13 protein-coding genes and 3 tRNA genes are annotated in these 15,367 nt (G+C 72.3%); 8 read left to right on the top strand and 8 right to left on the bottom strand.

Going from position 1 to position 15,367, the window contains the following annotated elements; translation table 11 throughout:
• Together FNQ90_RS02275 and FNQ90_RS02280 are read left to right on the top strand one after the other, a co-directional pair.
• A partial coding sequence (locus tag FNQ90_RS02275) for a DUF3418 domain-containing protein (RefSeq protein ID WP_182604700.1) occupies positions 1 to 939 on the top strand: 939 nt, incomplete at its 5' end.
• Positions 940 to 1,079: 140 nt separating this feature from the next.
• Positions 1,080 to 1,154, top strand: a tRNA-Asp gene (locus tag FNQ90_RS02280).
• Positions 1,155 to 2,010: 856 nt separating this feature from the next.
• Here FNQ90_RS02280 and bldC read toward each other — a convergent pair.
• On the bottom strand, positions 2,011 to 2,217 hold the full coding sequence (gene bldC / locus FNQ90_RS02285; protein ID WP_143618509.1) for a developmental transcriptional regulator BldC: 207 nt from the start codon (positions 2,215 to 2,217) through the stop codon (positions 2,011 to 2,013).
• A gap of 720 nt (positions 2,218 to 2,937) precedes the next feature.
• Positions 2,938 to 3,768, bottom strand: a complete 831-nt coding sequence (locus FNQ90_RS02290) for a hypothetical protein (protein ID WP_182604701.1) — start codon at positions 3,766 to 3,768, stop codon at positions 2,938 to 2,940.
• Positions 3,769 to 4,236: 468 nt separating this feature from the next.
• On the opposite strand from FNQ90_RS02290, the gene FNQ90_RS02295 reads away from it, so the two are divergent.
• On the top strand, positions 4,237 to 5,307 hold the full coding sequence (locus FNQ90_RS02295; RefSeq protein WP_323379740.1) for a Leu/Phe/Val dehydrogenase: 1,071 nt from the start codon (positions 4,237 to 4,239) through the stop codon (positions 5,305 to 5,307).
• A 356-nt stretch (positions 5,308 to 5,663) separates the two neighbouring features.
• Entirely contained in the window at positions 5,664 to 5,921 is a 258-nt protein-coding gene (locus tag FNQ90_RS02300; RefSeq protein ID WP_143618519.1) for a DUF3073 domain-containing protein, read from the top strand.
• A gap of 241 nt (positions 5,922 to 6,162) precedes the next feature.
• Here the strand turns inward: FNQ90_RS02300 and purM are convergent, their stop codons facing one another.
• The 3 genes from purM to FNQ90_RS02315 all read right to left on the bottom strand — a co-directional run bounded on the left by purM (position 6,163) and on the right by FNQ90_RS02315 (position 10,018).
• The gene (gene purM / locus FNQ90_RS02305) at positions 6,163 to 7,248 is read right to left on the bottom strand and encodes a phosphoribosylformylglycinamidine cyclo-ligase (protein WP_182604702.1); all 1,086 of its coding nucleotides are present in this window, start codon (positions 7,246 to 7,248) and stop codon (positions 6,163 to 6,165) included.
• A gap of 106 nt (positions 7,249 to 7,354) precedes the next feature.
• Positions 7,355 to 8,956, bottom strand: coding sequence for an amidophosphoribosyltransferase (purF, locus tag FNQ90_RS02310; RefSeq protein ID WP_182604703.1), 1,602 nt, complete (start codon positions 8,954 to 8,956; stop codon positions 7,355 to 7,357).
• Between the two features lie 255 nt (positions 8,957 to 9,211).
• Positions 9,212 to 10,018: a maleylpyruvate isomerase family mycothiol-dependent enzyme gene (locus FNQ90_RS02315; RefSeq protein WP_182604704.1), complete on the bottom strand. Its 807-nt coding sequence runs from the start codon at positions 10,016 to 10,018 to the stop codon at positions 9,212 to 9,214.
• A gap of 229 nt (positions 10,019 to 10,247) precedes the next feature.
• On the opposite strand from FNQ90_RS02315, the gene FNQ90_RS02320 reads away from it, so the two are divergent.
• Positions 10,248 to 10,766, top strand: a complete 519-nt coding sequence (locus FNQ90_RS02320; protein WP_143620254.1) for a PH domain-containing protein — start codon at positions 10,248 to 10,250, stop codon at positions 10,764 to 10,766.
• Between the two features lie 107 nt (positions 10,767 to 10,873).
• Here the strand turns inward: FNQ90_RS02320 and purL are convergent, their stop codons facing one another.
• Genes purL through purS form a run of 3 tightly spaced genes read right to left on the bottom strand, consistent with a single transcriptional unit; the run spans position 10,874 to position 14,087 of the window.
• Positions 10,874 to 13,135, bottom strand: coding sequence for a phosphoribosylformylglycinamidine synthase subunit PurL (gene purL / locus FNQ90_RS02325; protein ID WP_182604705.1), 2,262 nt, complete (start codon positions 13,133 to 13,135; stop codon positions 10,874 to 10,876).
• Entirely contained in the window at positions 13,132 to 13,812 is a 681-nt protein-coding gene (purQ, locus tag FNQ90_RS02330; RefSeq protein ID WP_143620250.1) for a phosphoribosylformylglycinamidine synthase subunit PurQ, read from the bottom strand. Before purQ ends, purL begins: the two co-directional genes overlap by 4 nt.
• Complete coding sequence (gene purS / locus FNQ90_RS02335) at positions 13,809 to 14,087, bottom strand: phosphoribosylformylglycinamidine synthase subunit PurS (RefSeq protein ID WP_143620248.1); 279 nt, start codon at positions 14,085 to 14,087, stop codon at positions 13,809 to 13,811. The genes purQ and purS overlap by 4 nt, the downstream gene beginning before the upstream one ends.
• 389 nt (positions 14,088 to 14,476) lie before the next feature.
• Here purS and FNQ90_RS26945 point away from each other — a divergent pair, with 389 nt between their 5' ends.
• The 3 genes from FNQ90_RS26945 (at position 14,477) to FNQ90_RS02350 (ending at position 15,189) form a co-directional block, all read left to right on the top strand.
• On the top strand, positions 14,477 to 14,794 hold the full coding sequence (locus FNQ90_RS26945) for a histone-like nucleoid-structuring protein Lsr2 (RefSeq protein WP_143620246.1): 318 nt from the start codon (positions 14,477 to 14,479) through the stop codon (positions 14,792 to 14,794).
• Between the two features lie 112 nt (positions 14,795 to 14,906).
• Positions 14,907 to 14,978, top strand: a tRNA-Gly gene (locus FNQ90_RS02345).
• A gap of 138 nt (positions 14,979 to 15,116) precedes the next feature.
• Positions 15,117 to 15,189, top strand: a tRNA-Gly gene (locus FNQ90_RS02350).
• Positions 15,190 to 15,367: the final 178 nt, after the last annotated feature.

Below are 15,367 nucleotides of genomic sequence, written 5' to 3' on the forward strand. Positions count from 1 at the left end.
GGCTCCGGGGCCCCGGGTTCCGGGGCCGAGGGGGCCGATCCGGTGGAGACCACCGGGCCGACGATCGAACGGCGCACCGGGCTGACCTCGTGGAGCGTCGGGGAGCTGCCGAAGGTCGTCGAGACGCGGCGCGGCGGGCAGCCGGTGCGGGCGTACCCCGCGCTGGCCGACGAGGGCGCCTCGGTGGGCGTGCGGCTGTACGACACGGAGACGGAGGCCGCGGAGGCGATGTGGGCCGGGACCCGGCGGCTGGTGCTGCTGCGGCTGCCCTCGGACCCGGCGCGGTTCGTGACCCGGAAGCTGGACAACACCGCGAAGCTGGCCCTGGCCTCCTCCCCGCACGGGGACGTGCAGGCGCTGCTGGCCGACTGCGTCTCGGCGGCGGCGGACCGGTTGATCGCGGCGCACGGCGGGCCGGCCCGGGACGAGGCGGGGTTCACGAAGCTGTTCGACGCGGTGCGGGCGGACATCACGGACCTGACGCTGCGTGTGGTGGGTCGGGTGCGCGAGGTGTTGACCGCGCTGCAGGCGTGCGAGCGGCGGCTGGCGGGGGTGCGCAGCCCGGTGTTGGCGCCGGCGGTGGCCGATGTCCGCGACCAGCTGGCGTGGTTGACGCCGACGGGGTTCGTGACCCGGCACGGGGTACGGCGCCTGCCGGACCTGATGCGGTACCTCACCGCGGTGGACCGGCGGTTGCAGCAGATGCCGCACCAGGCGGAGCGGGACCGGGCCCGGATGGCCAAGGTGCGGGAGATGCTGGCGGAGTACGAGCGGCTGCGGGCGCGGTTCCCGGAGGGGCGTCCGGTGCCGGAGGCGGTGCGGGAGATCCGGTGGATGGTCGAGGAGCTGCGGGTCAGCTACTTCGCGCACGCCCTGGGGACGGCCGGGCCGGTGTCGGACAAGCGGATCCTCAAGGCGGTGGCGGCGGCGACGCCGTGAGCGGGTCGGTGTCCCGTGCGGTGCCGGTCCCGCACGGGGCGGACCGCTCCGGGGCGGGGTGTCGGGCGTCCGGTCCCGGTCACGTTCGGTGAGTTGGCTCCCGGGGTCGCGCCCGGGGTAGAGTCACGTCTCGCGAGCGAGGTCCTGTGGAGCAGTTTGGAGTGCTCGCCACCCTGTCAAGGTGGAGGCCGCGGGTTCAAATCCCGTCAGGACCGCGTCGACGGCGGATCATCCGAGGATGGTCCGCCGTTTTCGTGTGCCCGGAGCCCGGGGTGCCGGTGTCCCGGCGGAGCCCGGGGGCTTCCGCTCCCGGCCGACAGCGCGGGGCCCGGATGCGACCGCCCGTGACGCGCGGGGGCGAGCGGGAACGCGCGGGGGGCCGACACGAATCCGGAATCCCGGGTTCCACCGGGGGGCCGGAGGAGTACCCTGCCGGGTATGGGCCCCATATCGGAGCCGCACGGTCCCGTCCCGGAGGCGACGGATTCGGGATCCGGGGACCCGACCGGATTCGGGCCGTGTCCGCCCGGGGCCGACCCCTCGCCCCGCCCCCGGAGCGGAAGGGGAGGGCGGCCGGGCCCGCTTCCTACCTCAAGATCATCCGGAGCCGCAAGGGCGTCTCGATGTGACGGGAGTCACGGAACTTCCCGGACGGAAGGGGCCGTATCCCCGGCCCCGAGAGGCCTCACATTTCATATGTGCCATTGCACTGCCCCGGGAAGTGTCTTCCCGGGGACGGTGGTGCGCCGGTCCCGGGCCCCGGAAACGGCTCGAATTCCTCTCTCCCGGGCGTGCGCCTGCCCGGTTTTCCGCTCCCCACACATCACGGGGAGGAGAGGGGGAAGCGGGAGGGAAAAGGCTCAAGTGGCTCCCGGGGCCCCCGCGAAACCCCTCGGGCGGCCGTCATCCGCACGCCCCGGACCGCACCCGGCTCGGGGCGTGCGGGCGTGCGGGCGTGCGGGCACACGAAAATCGCGCCGGACTCGGCGGAGTCCGGCGCGATGGGGTTCGCGCTGGTGCGAGGTGGGGGGCCCCGCCGCCCGGACGGTACCGGGGCGTGGCGCGGGATGCTCAGGCCTCGCCGCGCTGCTGCGGAATGCCCGCGAGGAGCGCGCGCACCTCCGTCTCCCGATAGCGGCGGTGCCCGCCGAGCGTGCGGATCGACGTCAGCTTGCCCGCCTTCGCCCAGCGTGTGACCGTCTTGGGGTCCACGCGGAACATGGTGGCAACCTCCGCCGGGGTCAACAGCGGCTCGGCATCAGGGGTGCGAGCGGTCATGAGCGGCCTCCTTGAGAGAACCGAACCAATACGGTTCTTTCCTCTTGAATTCTGCACCTTGACCCGCGTTGCCCGAAATCAGGTGAGGCGGGTCGAGTCGGTTATAGGACGAACGGCTTGTCCTCGGCACTACAACTACACCATCCGTCCAGCCTGCTCGACCAAACCGATGGAATTGCGCTCCGAGGGGTTCAACCTCGGCGGATGCCGGATGGACCATCCCATAGCGGACAGTTACCCACGGGTGACCATCCGTCATGCGACACCAAGGTCCCACGAACCCCGCCAAGGAGTGCAATACCGATCCATCCACCCATCGGCGGACAGAAGGAGCCCGTCGGGGCTCCTTGTCCTATTTTGACACGAGGAAGGCACTTGAAGGCAAGACACCCTCTGGGTACCTTCCGTGCCATCCGTCACCCTTGGGGCCAACTTGGGGCTTTCGTCCCGCCGATGGCCTCCGAAGGCCCTCCCCCGCGGAGCCGCTCGCCCCGCCCGCCGGGGGCCGAAGTCCCCGCGGGCCGGCGAACCCGTCGACCTCCCCCGGGGCTTCGCGAAAGAAGTCCGGAAAACGACGTTTCGCGATGCCCGAAGGGATCCGGGCCTCCGTACCCGGGTCCATCGGCCTCCTCACCGACCGCCCGGGACGACCACCGCACAACCGCCGCGCGACCGCCGACACCGTCGGGAGACCCCCGGCCGTCGACGATCGGTGGGCGCTCAGTTGGCGAACTGCCGCTCGCGGATCTCCAGCCAGCGTCCGGTCAACTCCTCGTAGAGGGTGTCCGCGCGCTCGAGTTCCCCGGCCGCCAGCGCCGCCAGCGCCGAGGCCACGTCGGCCGCCGAGTGGTCCTCGGCCAACCGTCGTGCGGACATCGTATGCACCAATCCGCCGTAGTCCAGTTCGACCAACGAACGCGGGTGGAACTCCTCCAACCAGCGCCCCACGTCCACCAGCGCATCCTCCAGCGGCCCGTCCGGCAGCGCGCGGCGCACCGTGCGCAGGGCCCGCGCCACCCGACGCCGGGCCTGCACCATCGGCGTGCGGTACCGCAGTCGGGGCGGCCGGTCGGGGGAGGCGGGGGTCAACCGCCGCTCCTCGTCGGAGAACAGGGCGAACCACCGCACCGGCACGTGCCACAGCGCCGAGCGGATCCAGGGACGGGCGTCGGGATGCCGCTCGCGCCACCGATCACGGGCGGCGGCGGCCCGCCTGCGGGCCGCCGGGGGCAGGGCGGCGTCCAGCACCGAGGGAGGCATCAGCCAGTCGTCCACCTCGGACAGGGCCAGCCAGGAGCGCAGCCGGGTGCGCCAGGGACACACGCACAGCACGCCGTTGAGAGTGGTCACGAACGCGTCCGCGCTCTCCCGCTCCGGGGCGGCGCGCGGGGGCACGGCCACCGTCCCGGCCAGGGCGAGCCGGATCTCGTCCTGCTCGTCGGGCAGACGGTCCCGCTTGGCGTAGGCCGTCCAGTGCGCGCGTTCCGGCTCGGGGAAGGCCGTCAGGGGCTCGTACACCCGCAGGTAGGCCGCGTACGGCACCTTCGACACCACGCACCCTCCTCACCGCCCCGCCGCGGGGCGCGTCCGGCCCCGCACGCCGGTCCGGGCCCCCGTCGCGTCCCGGGCCCGCCGGTCGGCGCGGGTGCCCCCATGATCGTGGTTCCCGCCCCTCCCGGCCAGTGCGCGAATCGGACCGGTGCGCGAATCGGCCGGGCCGGAACCCGACTCCCGGGGTCGCTCCCCTCCCGACGCCCGAACAGCGACCGCGGGTATCCGCACGCTGTGACACAGTTGTGCCCTCTTGGCGGGAGGGCGCGCCGTACAGTCGTGACAACCGGCCCTCCCCACCCGTAGGAGGGCATCTCCTCCCGACCTACAGGAGTCACCACAGTGGCTGATGTACGTCCCGCCGACAGCGTCGTCGGCGAACAGATCCCCGGCGGCACCCCCGGCGGCGCCCCGGAAGACCCGGTCACCACCGGCACGGGCGGTCCCCCGACCTCCGCGGACGTCGACGTGCTCGACATCCTCTTCCGCTCCGAGACCGAGGGCGGGCACGAGCAGGTCGTGCTCTGCCAGGACCGGGACAGCGGCCTGCGGGCCGTCATCGCGATCCACTCCACCGCCCTGGGCCCGGCCCTGGGCGGCACCCGTTTCCACGCCTACTCCGGCGAGTCCCGCCCCGAGGCCGCCGCGCTGCGCGACGCCCTGAACCTGGCACGCGGGATGAGCTACAAGAACGCCCTGGCCGGCCTGGCCCACGGCGGCGGCAAGGCCGTGATCATCGGTGATCCGGCGCAGGACAAGAGCGAGGAGCTGCTGCTGGCCTACGGCCGGTTCGTGGACTCCCTGGGCGGTCGGTACGTGACCGCCTGCGACGTGGGCACCTACGTGGGGGACATGGACGTCGTCGCGCGGACCTGCCGGTGGACCACCGGCAGGTCCCCGGAGAACGGCGGCGCCGGTGACTCCTCGGTGCTCACCGCCTTCGGCGTGTTCCAGGGGATGCGGGCCGCCTCCGAGTACCGCTGGGGCACCGCCGACCTGGCCGGGCGCCGGGTGGCGGTCGCGGGGGTCGGCAAGGTCGGCCACCTGCTGGTGGACCACCTCGTGGAGGCCGGGGCGGAGGTGTTCGTCACCGACGTGCGGCCGGAGGCCGTGGAGCGGGTCCGCACCGCGCACCCGGATGTCGTCGCGGTGTCCGACGCCGAGGAGCTGATCCGCGTCCCGGACCTGGACGTGTACGCCCCGTGCGCGCTGGGCGGCGCCCTGAGCGACACGACCGTGCCGGTGCTCACCGCCTCGGTGGTGTGCGGCGCGGCCAACAACCAGCTGGCCCACCCGGGGATCGGCAAGGACCTCGCCGCCCGCGGCGTGCTGTACGCGCCGGACTACGTGGTGAACTCCGGCGGGGTGATCCAGGTGGCCGACGAACTCCGCGGTTTCGACTTCGCACGTGCGAAGAAGCAAGCGACCCGGATCCACGACACCACCCTGGAGATCTTCCGGCTGGCCGAGCGGGAGGACGTGCCGCCGGTGACCGCCGCCGACCGGATCGCCGAGCAGCGGATGGCCGCGGGGCGCTGACCCGCACCGGACGGCCGGCCGGGCGCGGTGCGCCGGTCCGGCCGGCCGTCCGGTCGCCGACACGCCCGTCCGCGCCGTCGCCGACGACGGCGCGGGGAGGTCGCTCGCGTAAGACATGTCACGTCCCCCGTGCCGATTCCAACCGGAAAGACGGTAAAATCGCACCTGACCAGCGGGGAATCCCCGCCGGGGGCGGATGTCGGCGTCGCGTGTCCCGTGGACGGCGTACCGTAGGCTTCGGGAAGCGGGTACCGTTGAAGTCCGGTGGGTCGGGCTCTGCCGGACCCACTCCGTGTCATGAACGCATGTCGACAACTCCGGGGCCGGTGAGCCCCTACGTTGAGGGGGTCGAGCCAATGGGGCGCGGCCGGGCCAAGGCCAAGCAGACAAAGGTCGCCCGCCAGCTGAAGTACAACAGCGGTGGGACCGACCTGTCACGACTTGCCGAAGAGCTGGGTGCTTCCACTCCGAGCGGGTCGCCGAACGGCGACGGCTTCGAGGACGACGAGGTGGAGAACGACCCGTACGCGCGCTATGCGCAGATGTACAACGACGACGACGAGGCGGACGAGGACAGCCCTCCATCGGGGCCCCCGGGTCGGCACCACCGCTGACCCCGAGGCGCCCGGCGCCCCGGCGCCGGAGCGGTACCCCCGGCGACCCGGCCGCGGCACACGTCACACGCGGTGACGCCATGCCGTTCCGCCGTGTCCCACCGGCGCCCCGTCCTCCTCCGCACGACACGACCACCGGTCCGGCCCCCGCCGGACCGGTCGCCGTGCTGTCCGAACTCCCTCCTCGGAGCGGGCCCCGGGAACCCGGCCGCCGGCTCCGGACCCCGGGTGCGCGGGCGGGTCACGCGGGGTGGTCGCCGATCAGACGGGCCCCGGACCCGCCGTCGCCCGCCTCCACCACGTGGCCCAGGGCCCATGCCTCCACGCCGCGCGCGGCCAGCGCCGACAGCGCGCTGTCCACCGACTCCGGCGCCACCACGGCGATCATGCCCACGCCCATGTTCAGGGTCCGCTCCAGCTCCGCGCGCTCCATCCGGCCCTGCCCGCCGACCAGGGAGAAGATCGGCGCGGGGGTCCAGGTGGCGCGGTCGGGCTCGGCGCGCAGGCCGTTCGGGATCACCCGGGCCAGGTTGGCCGCCAGTCCCCCGCCGGTGACGTGGGACAGCGCCCGCACCCCGGTGCCGGGGGCGCGGATGAGCTCCAGGCAGTCCAGGGCGTAGATACGGGTGGGCTCGAGCAGTTCCTCGCCCAGGGTGCGGCCCAGCTCGGGGACGTCCCGGTCCAGCTCCCAGCCGGCGCGCTCCAGCAGCACGTGCCGCACCAGCGAGTAGCCGTTGGAGTGCAGGCCGGAGGAGGCCATGGCGATCAGCGCGTCGCCGGCGCGCACCCGCTCGGCGCCCAGCAGCTCGTCGGCCTCGACGACGCCGGTGGCGGCGCCCGCCACGTCGTACTCGTCCGGGCCCAGCAGGCCGGGGTGCTCGGCGGTCTCGCCGCCGACCAGGGCGCAACCCGCCAGGGAGCAGCCCTCGGCGATGCCCTTGACGATGGCCGCGACCCGCTCGGGGACGACCTTCCCGACACAGACGTAGTCGGTCATGAACAGGGGCTCGGCCCCGCACACCACGAGATCGTCGACGACCATGGCGACCAGGTCCCGGCCGATGGTGTCGTGCACGTCCATGCGCTGGGCGATGGCGACCTTGGTCCCGACGCCGTCGGTGGCGGAGGCCAGCAGCGGGCGGCGGTAGTCGCGCAGCGCGGAGGCGTCGAAGAGGCCGGCGAAGCCGCCGAGGCCGCCGACGCTCTCGGGGCGCTGGGCGCGGGCCACCCACTTCTTCATCAGCTCGACGGCGGTGTCGCCTGCCTCGATGTCGACGCCCGCGGCGGCGTAGGAGGCGGCCTCGGGGGCGGGGGAGCTGTCCTTCACGGTGTCTCTTCGACCTCTTCGCTGGATGTGGTTCTCCGGGCCATTCGCCGGATGACGCGCCGGGTGACACGTCGCACGCGCCGCCCGGGGTCCGGGCGGCCGGGCGTCACGGGCGGCGCAGCGCGTCCCCGGCACCCACCCCGGCGGTCGCCGAGCGCACCCCGTCGGGGTCGGTCAGCGGGCCGTCCGCGACCGGGTCCGTGCCGGGACCGGGGCTCCCGCCGGCGTTCGGCGAGGCCGTCTCCAGCAGGTTCTTGCCCAGTCTCTCCGGATCGGGCAGCTCGACCGGGTACTCGCCGTCGAAGCAGGCCCGGCAGAGGTTGGGCTTGGCGATGGTGGTGGACTCGATCATGCCGTCGATCGAGATGTAGGCCAGGGAGTCGGCTCCCAGGGAGGCGCCGATCTCCCGCACGCCCAGGCCGTTGGCGATCAACTCGGCCCGGGTGGCGAAGTCGATGCCGAAGAAGCACGGCCACTTGATGGGCGGGGAGCTGATCCGCACGTGCACCTCGGCGGCCCCGGCCTCGCGGAGCATCCGCACCAGGGCGCGCTGGGTGTTGCCGCGCACGATCGAGTCGTCCACGACCACCAGGCGCTTGCCGCGGATGACCTCGCGCAGCGGGTTGAGCTTGAGGCGGATGCCGAGCTGACGGATCGTCTGGCTGGGCTGGATGAAGGTGCGGCCGACGTAGGAGTTCTTCACCAGGCCGGCGCCGTAGGGGATACCGCTCGCCTCGGCGTACCCGATGGCGGCGGGGGTGCCGGACTCCGGCGTGGCGATCACCAGATCGGCGTCGGCGGGGGCCTCGGCGGCGAGCCGCCGGCCCATCTCCACCCGCGAGAGGTGGACGTTGCGGCCGGCGATGTCGGTGTCCGGGCGGGCCAGGTACACGTACTCGAAGACACAGCCCCGGGGCTTCGCTTCCGCGAATCGGGAGCTGCGCAGGCCGTTCTCGTCGACGGCGATCAGCTCACCCGGCTCGATCTCGCGGACCCGGGAGGCGCCGACGATGTCGAGGGCGGCGGTCTCGGAGGCGATCACCCAGCCGCGCTCCAGGCGACCGAGGACCAGCGGGCGGAAGCCCTGCGGGTCGCGGGCGGCGTACAGGGTGGTCTCGTCCATGAAGACGAAGCTGAACGCGCCGCGCGCCTTGCCCAGGACCTCGGGGGCGGCCTGCTCCACGGTCAGCGGGGTGCCGTCGGGGGCGGTCTGCCCGGCGAGGAGGGTGGTCACCAGGTCGGTGTCGTTGGTGACGGCGACCCGGTTGCGGGAGCCCCTGCCGGCGCCGGGGAGTTCCTCGACCATGGCGGCGAGGTCGGCGGTGTTGACGAGGTTGCCGTTGTGGCCCAGGGCGATCGAGCCGTGGCCGGTCGCGCGGAAGGTGGGCTGGGCGTTCTCCCAGGTCGGGGAACCGGTGGTGGAGTACCGGGTGTGTCCGACCGCGATGTGGCCCCGCAGGGAGCCGAGGGAGGTCTCGTCGAAGACCTGGGAGACCAGTCCCATGTCCTTGAAGACGAGGATCTTGGAGCCGTCGCTCACGGCGATGCCCGCGGACTCCTGTCCGCGGTGTTGCAGGGCGTACAACCCGAAATAGCTGAGCTTGGCGACCTCTTCGCCGGGGGCCCAGACGCCGAAGACGCCGCAGGCGTCCCTCGGGCCCTTCTCGCCGGGGTTGAGGTCGTGACTGAGTCGTCCATCACCTGGCACGCCTTCGAGTCTAGGCCGGCCGGGCGACGGTACCGAATCCCCGTGGACCGTCCCGACCCGGGGACCCCCTCTCCCACCTGCGGCTCGGCGCGGGGAATGAGACCGGAATCACCGTTTCCCGGGCCTTTCACGCCCCCTTCACGCGCCGTGAGGCGGGCGCCCACCGGCACCCGGGCGTGGTGGGCCGACGACGGGAGGAGGGGATCCGGGGAAAGCCGGGGAAAGTCGGGAGACGGGCAGCCGGAGTGGGGCCGATCACCCCAGCAGGGGGAGGTGGTCGGCGAGCGTCCCCGCCCGTTCCCCGCTCACCTTCAGCCGCCCGGTGGCCACCGCCAGCCGCCAACCCACCCGGCCGGAAGCCAGCCGCATCCAGGTGATCGGGTCGGTCTCCACGACGTTCGGCGGGGTGCCCCGGGTGTGCCGGGGGCCGGCGAGGCACTGCACGACGGCGAAGGGCGGAACCCGCACCTCCGTGGAGGCCCCGGGTACCTTGTCGGCCAAAGCGTCGGCCAGCACCCGCACCGTCGTGGCCAGCGCCATCCGGTCCAGCCGCACGGGCGAGCCCAACGCCCTGGTGAGGTCGTCCGCGTGCACCACGGTCTCCACCAGCCGGGTGACGGTGAAGTCCAGGGCCCGCATCGAGCCGAAGGGCACCGGCAGCAGCACGTCCTCCCGGATGCCGGTCTCGATCACCGACTCCAGTTCCTCCGCCGCCCCGCGCAGGGCCGCCGCGGGATCGGCGATGGCGGCGGCGTCGCGGTGGGCCTCCTCGTCCAACCGCTTCGCCCGGGACCCGGTGGACAGCACCCAGTCGGAGACGTCGCGGGCCGGGCGGTTGCCGGCGGGAGCGGGCTCGGCCAACAGTCGGGGCAGGGAGTCGACCTGACGCACGAGATGGGCGATGAGGTGCCGGACCTCCCAGCCGGGCAGTCCGGTCTCCCGGTCGAACCGGTCCGGGGTGAGCCCGTCCACCGCCAGGCGCAGGAATTCCACCTGGGCCAGCAGGGCGTCCCGGACCCGGTCGGGCCGGTGGGTACGAGGCTTGCGACGGACTGTGGACATGTTCGGAGCTTACGGCCTGACGGGGTGGTTATCGCCCCTCCACACCGATCCCGGGGGCGACGGCGAGGCCCTCCGAAGGCCTCCCGTCGCGCGGGCGGGACGGAACGGTGCGCGAGGGCACGGAACATCACGGAACCCCGTGGAACGCCCGGGAACACCACTGAAACAGTACGGCGACGGTGGGCCGATCGCACTCCCCCGGCCGGCGCCGATGTGCCAGGATGCGCCCATGCCTATCGCGGACCGCTACCTCGGCGAGGACGAGGAACTGCTGTACTACACGCGCCAGCACTGGACCACGCTGGTCAGCGAGTTCCTCCTGCTGTGCCTGGTCGCCGCCGTCACCGGCGCCGTGCTGTGGTTCCTCCCCTCACAGGAGGAGTGGTACGACACCGCCATGTGGGTGGTGATCGGCGCCGGGGTGATCGCCGCCTGCTGGTTGTGGCTGATCCCCATGCTCCAGTGGCGTTCCACCGTCTACGTGCTGACCACCAAGCGGCTGCACAAGCGGATGGGGTTCATCACCAAGGCCGGCCGCAGCATCCCGCTCTCCCGGGTCAACGACGTCTCCTACAGCGTCAACCTGTGGGAGCGGATCATGCGGTACGGGACGCTGAACGTCCAGTCCGCCTCCGAGCAGGGGAAGATGGTGCTGCGGCACGTCCCGGACCCGGAGCTGTTCAAGTCCAAGATCTACCACCAGCTCGACCGGCTCTCCTCCGGCGAGTCCGGCGGCACCCGGGTCTGACCCGGTCGGCCGTCCCCGCGGTCCGCGCGCGTCGGCGGCCCACCCCCGGGCGGGGGTGGGCCGCCGACGCGCGTTCGGGGCCGGTGGGAACCCCACGGCCCGGCGGGTCAGCCGAAGAGCTCCGGCAGGGTGCGCTCGTGCGCGGCGCGGACCTCGGCCAGCGGGAGCGTGAAGGCCCCCTGGACCTCGATGGCGTCGCCGTCCACCACTCCGACGCGGGTCGCGGGCAGGCCCCGGGCACCGCACATGTCGTTGAAGCGGACCTCCTCCGAGCGCGGCACGGCCACCACGGCCCGGCCCGCCGACTCGGAGAAGAGCAGGGTGAAGGCGTCCAGACCCTCGGGCACCACCAGGCGGGCGCCCCGTCCGCCGCGCAGGCAGGACTCGACGACGGCCTGGATCAGCCCACCGTCCGAGAGGTCGTGCGCGGCGTCGACCATGCCGTCCCGGGAGGCGTTGATCAGGATGTCGGCGAGCAGCCGCTCCCGCTCCAGGTCCACCTCGGGCGGCACGCCGCCGAGGTGGTCGTGGATCACCTGCGCCCACGCCGAGCCGCCGAACTCACCGGCGGTGTCGCCGAGCAGGTAGAGCAGCTGTCCCTCCTCGCGGAAGGCCATCGGGGTGCGGCGGGTGACGTCGTCGATGACGCCGAGGACGCCGACCACCGGAGTGGGGTGGATGGCGGTGTCGCCGGTCTGGTTGTACAGCGAGACGTTGCCACCGGTCACCGGGGTACCGAGCTGTTGGCAGCCGTCGGCGAGACCGCGGCAGGCCTCGGAGAACTGCCACATGACGCCGGGGTCCTCGGCGGAGCCGAAGTTGAGGCAGTCGGTGACGGCCAGCGGGCGGGCACCGGTGGCGGCGACGTTGCGGTACGCCTCGGCCAGGGCGAGCTGCGCCCCGGCGTAGGGGTCGAGCTTGGCGTACCGGCCGTTGCCGTCGGTGGCGACCGCGACGCCGAGGTTGGTCTCCTCGTCGACGCGGATCATGCCGGAGTCCTCGGGCTGGGAGAGGACGGTGTTGCCCAGCACGTACCGGTCGTACTGGTCGGTGATCCACGTCTTGGACGCCTGGTTGGGCGAGGAGACCAGGCGCAGCACCTGCTCGCGCAGCTCCTCGCCGTTCGCCGGGCGGGCCAGCGCGGCCGGGTCGTCGGCGACCAGGGCGTCCTGCCACCGCGGGCGGGCGATCGGCCGGTGGTAGACCGGGCCCTCGTGGGCGACGGTGCGCGGCGGCACGTCCACGATCCGCTCGCCGTGCCAGAAGATCTCCAGCCGGTCGCCGTCGGTGACCTCACCGATGACGGTGGCGATCACGTCCCACTTCTCGCAGATCTCCAGGAACCGCTCGACCTTCCCCGGCTCGACGACCGCGCACATGCGCTCCTGCGACTCGCTCATCAGGATCTCCTCGGGAGAGAGCGAGGAGTCGCGCAGCGGGACGGTGTCCAGCTCCACGCGCATGCCGCCGGAGCCGGCGGAGGCCAGCTCGGAGGTGGCGCAGGACAGGCCCGCGCCGCCGAGGTCCTGGATGCCGGTGACGAGGTCCTCGGCGAAGAGTTCCAGGGTGCACTCGATGAGGAGCTTCTCCTGGAAGGGGTCGCCGACCTGGACGGCGGGCCGCTTGGCGGGGCCCTCGGCGTCGAAGGTCTCGGAGGCGAGCACGGAGACGCCGCCGATGCCGTCGCCGCCGGTGCGGGCGCCGTAGAGGATGACCTTGTTGCCGGTGCCCGAGGCCTTGGCGAGGTGGATGTCCTCGTGCTTCATCACGCCCACGCACAGGGCGTTGACCAGCGGGTTGCCCTGGTAGCAGTCGTCGAAGACGACCTCGCCGCCGATGTTGGGCAGGCCCAGGCAGTTGCCGTAGCCGCCGATGCCGGCGACCACGCCGGGCAGCACCCGGCGGGTGTCGGGGTGGTCGGCGGCGCCGAAGCGCAGCGGGTCCATCACGGCGACCGGGCGGGCGCCCATGGCGAGGATGTCGCGGACGATGCCGCCGATGCCGGTGGCCGCGCCCTGGTAGGGCTCGATGTACGAGGGGTGGTTGTGGGACTCCACCTTGAAGGTGACGGCGTAGCCCTGGCCGATGTCCACGACGCCGGCGTTCTCGCCGATGCCCACCAGCAGTGCGTCGTTCTCCGGGGCCTTCTCACCGAACTGCCGCAGGTGGACCTTGCTGGACTTGTAGGAGCAGTGCTCGGACCACATGACCGAGTACATGGCCAGCTCGGCGCCGGTGGGCCGGCGGTCGAGGATCTCCCGGATGCGCGCGTACTCGTCCTCCTTGAGGCCGAGTTCGGCCCAGGGCTGGGGCGAGTCCGGGGTCTTGGCGGCGTGGTCGACGGTGTCCAGGGGGGTGAGGGGGCTCATGCGGTGCCAACCAGGTTCTCGATGGCCGAGGTGAAGAAGCCGAGTCCGTCGGTGCCGGAGCCGGTGAGGTCCTCGACGGCGTGCTCGGGGTGGGGCATGAGGCCGACGACGTTGCCGGCCGCGTTGGTGATCCCGGCGATGTCGCGGCGGGAGCCGTTGGGGTTGGCCTCCAGGTAGCGGAAGACGACCCGGCCCTCGCCCTCGAGCTCGTCGAGGGTGCGCTCGTCGGCGACGTAGCCGCCCTCGCCGTTCTTCAGCGGGATGGTGATCTCCTGGCCGGCGGTGTAGGCGCGGGTCCAGGCGGTGTCGGCGTTCTCCACCCGCAGGCGCTGGTCGCGGCAGATGAAGTGCAGGTGGTCGTTGCGGGTCAGGGCACCCGGCAGCAGGTGGGCCTCGCACAGCACCTGGAAGCCGTTGCAGATGCCGAGGACGGGCAGGCCGGCGCGGGCGCGCTCGATGACGCTTCCCATGACCGGGGAGAAGCGGGCGATGGCTCCGCAGCGCAGGTAGTCACCGTAGGAGAAGCCACCGGGCAGGATGACCGCGTCCACCTCCCGCAGGTCGGTGTCGCGGTGCCACAGGGCGACGGGCTCGGCCCCGGCCAGGCGCACGGCGCGGGCCGCGTCCCGGTCGTCGAGGGAGCCGGGGAAGGTGACGACGCCGATCCGGGCGGTCATCGGGAGCTCCCGGACCCGGCGGTGTCGGCGGGCTCTTCGACCCGGACGGTGAAGTCCTCGATGACGGTGTTGGCGAGGAAGGTCTCGGCCATCTCGCGCACGCGGGCGAGGGCCGCCTCGTCGGCGGGGCCTTCGAGTTCGATTTCGAAGCGCTTGCCCTGCCGGACATCGGCGACGCCGTCGAAACCGAGACGGGGCAGCGCGCGCTGCACCGCCTGGCCCTGGGGGTCGAGGATCTCCGGCTTGAGCATGACGTCGATGACGACGCGAGCCACTGGTACTCCCGGTGAGGTAAGTGCTTGACGCTGCACGCCTCAGCGTACCGGGCATCGAAATCTACACGGGTAGATATCGGACGGCGTCGACTTCCGGCCCCACTTACGGGAACCCTCACCGCACACCCCCGGGTCACAGAGGGGTATCGGGGAAGAAAAACGCGCTGGATAATGATAAAAGGAAGGTATGGCACCGCCCGGAAGGCGCGTCGAGGCCGAAAACAGCGGGCCGGCGCCGCCATTGCGGAGCGGTCACCCGGGAACGGCGAACACGACGGAGGACGACGTGTTCATCCCGGTCGACAGCCTATCCACCCATCTGATCGTGAACCCCCCGGAGACCGTTCCGGCGAACCGGGGGACGATCATTCCGAAAGGACCGATAAATCGTGGCTCAGCAGGTAGTGGTCACGCTCTCCGACGACCTCGACGGCGGGGAGGCCGCAGAAACGGTCACCTTCGGACTCGACGGCAAGTCCTACGAGATCGACCTGAACACGGAGAACGCGCGCAGGCTGCGCGACGCCCTGGCCCCCTTCGTGGAGTCCGGCCGCAAGCAGACCAAGTCCGGAAAGTCCTACCGTCACCTTCCGGTCGCCCCCGACCCCAAGACGGTGCGCGCCTGGGCCGAGTCCAACGGCATGGAGGTCCCCGCCCGCGGCCGGATCCCCAAGAAGGTCTACGACGCCTTCAACGCGGCCCACTGAGGCGCCGGTTGACCACCCGGGGGAGCCGACTTGCCAGGCACCCCGGGTGATCGGCTAGAGTCTGGAGCACGCCGAGGGGCGAAGCCGGAAACGGCGAAACCCCACCGGTCGCGCGGGTGTAGCTCAGTAGTAGAGCGCCCCTTTTCCAAAGGGGAGGCGCAGTGTGCGATTCCTGTCACCCGCTCCGTCGACACCGACCGTGTCCCCCTCCTCACCGAGGGGACCGGGCGGCTCTGTCGAAACGTCGGAGGAAGTGGTCGACCCTCTTTCCCACCGAACATCGGGATCGGGATGATCTCCGATCGTTTTCTTCGACACCTTCGCGGACGTAGCTCAGCTGGTAGAGCGCAACCTTGCCAAGGTTGAGGTCGCCGGTTCGAACCCGGTCGTCCGCTCCGGTGAACGGGCCCGATTTCCCCCGAGGGGAAATCGGGCCCGTCGCGTTGTGCTCCCGGGTATCGGCGCGGTGGCGGATCGGCGCGGTTTTCCGGGACCGCCCTTTCCGCGCCGGCGCGGTGACCCCGACCGCCCGCGCCCCGGTGGATTTCGCGGACCGGTCCCGCTCCCCCGATG

The organism is Streptomyces alkaliphilus, assembly GCF_014141535.1.
GTDB lineage: Bacteria > Actinomycetota > Actinomycetes > Streptomycetales > Streptomycetaceae > Streptomyces > Streptomyces alkaliphilus.

Bases quoted from the DNA above. Each gene is read 5' to 3' on its own strand.
- bldC (WP_143618509.1), bottom strand. From the start codon at position 2,217: ATGACCGCTCGCACCCCTGATGCCGAGCCGCTGTTGACCCCGGCGGAG.
- FNQ90_RS02300 (WP_143618519.1), top strand. From the start codon at position 5,664: ATGGGGCGCGGCCGGGCCAAGGCCAAGCAGACAAAGGTCGCCCGCCAG.
- FNQ90_RS02315 (WP_182604704.1), bottom strand. From the start codon at position 10,018: ATGTCCACAGTCCGTCGCAAGCCTCGTACCCACCGGCCCGACCGGGTC.
- FNQ90_RS02320 (WP_143620254.1), top strand. From the start codon at position 10,248: ATGCCTATCGCGGACCGCTACCTCGGCGAGGACGAGGAACTGCTGTAC.
- purL (WP_182604705.1), bottom strand. From the start codon at position 13,135: ATGAGCCCCCTCACCCCCCTGGACACCGTCGACCACGCCGCCAAGACC.
- purQ (WP_143620250.1), bottom strand. From the start codon at position 13,812: ATGACCGCCCGGATCGGCGTCGTCACCTTCCCCGGCTCCCTCGACGAC.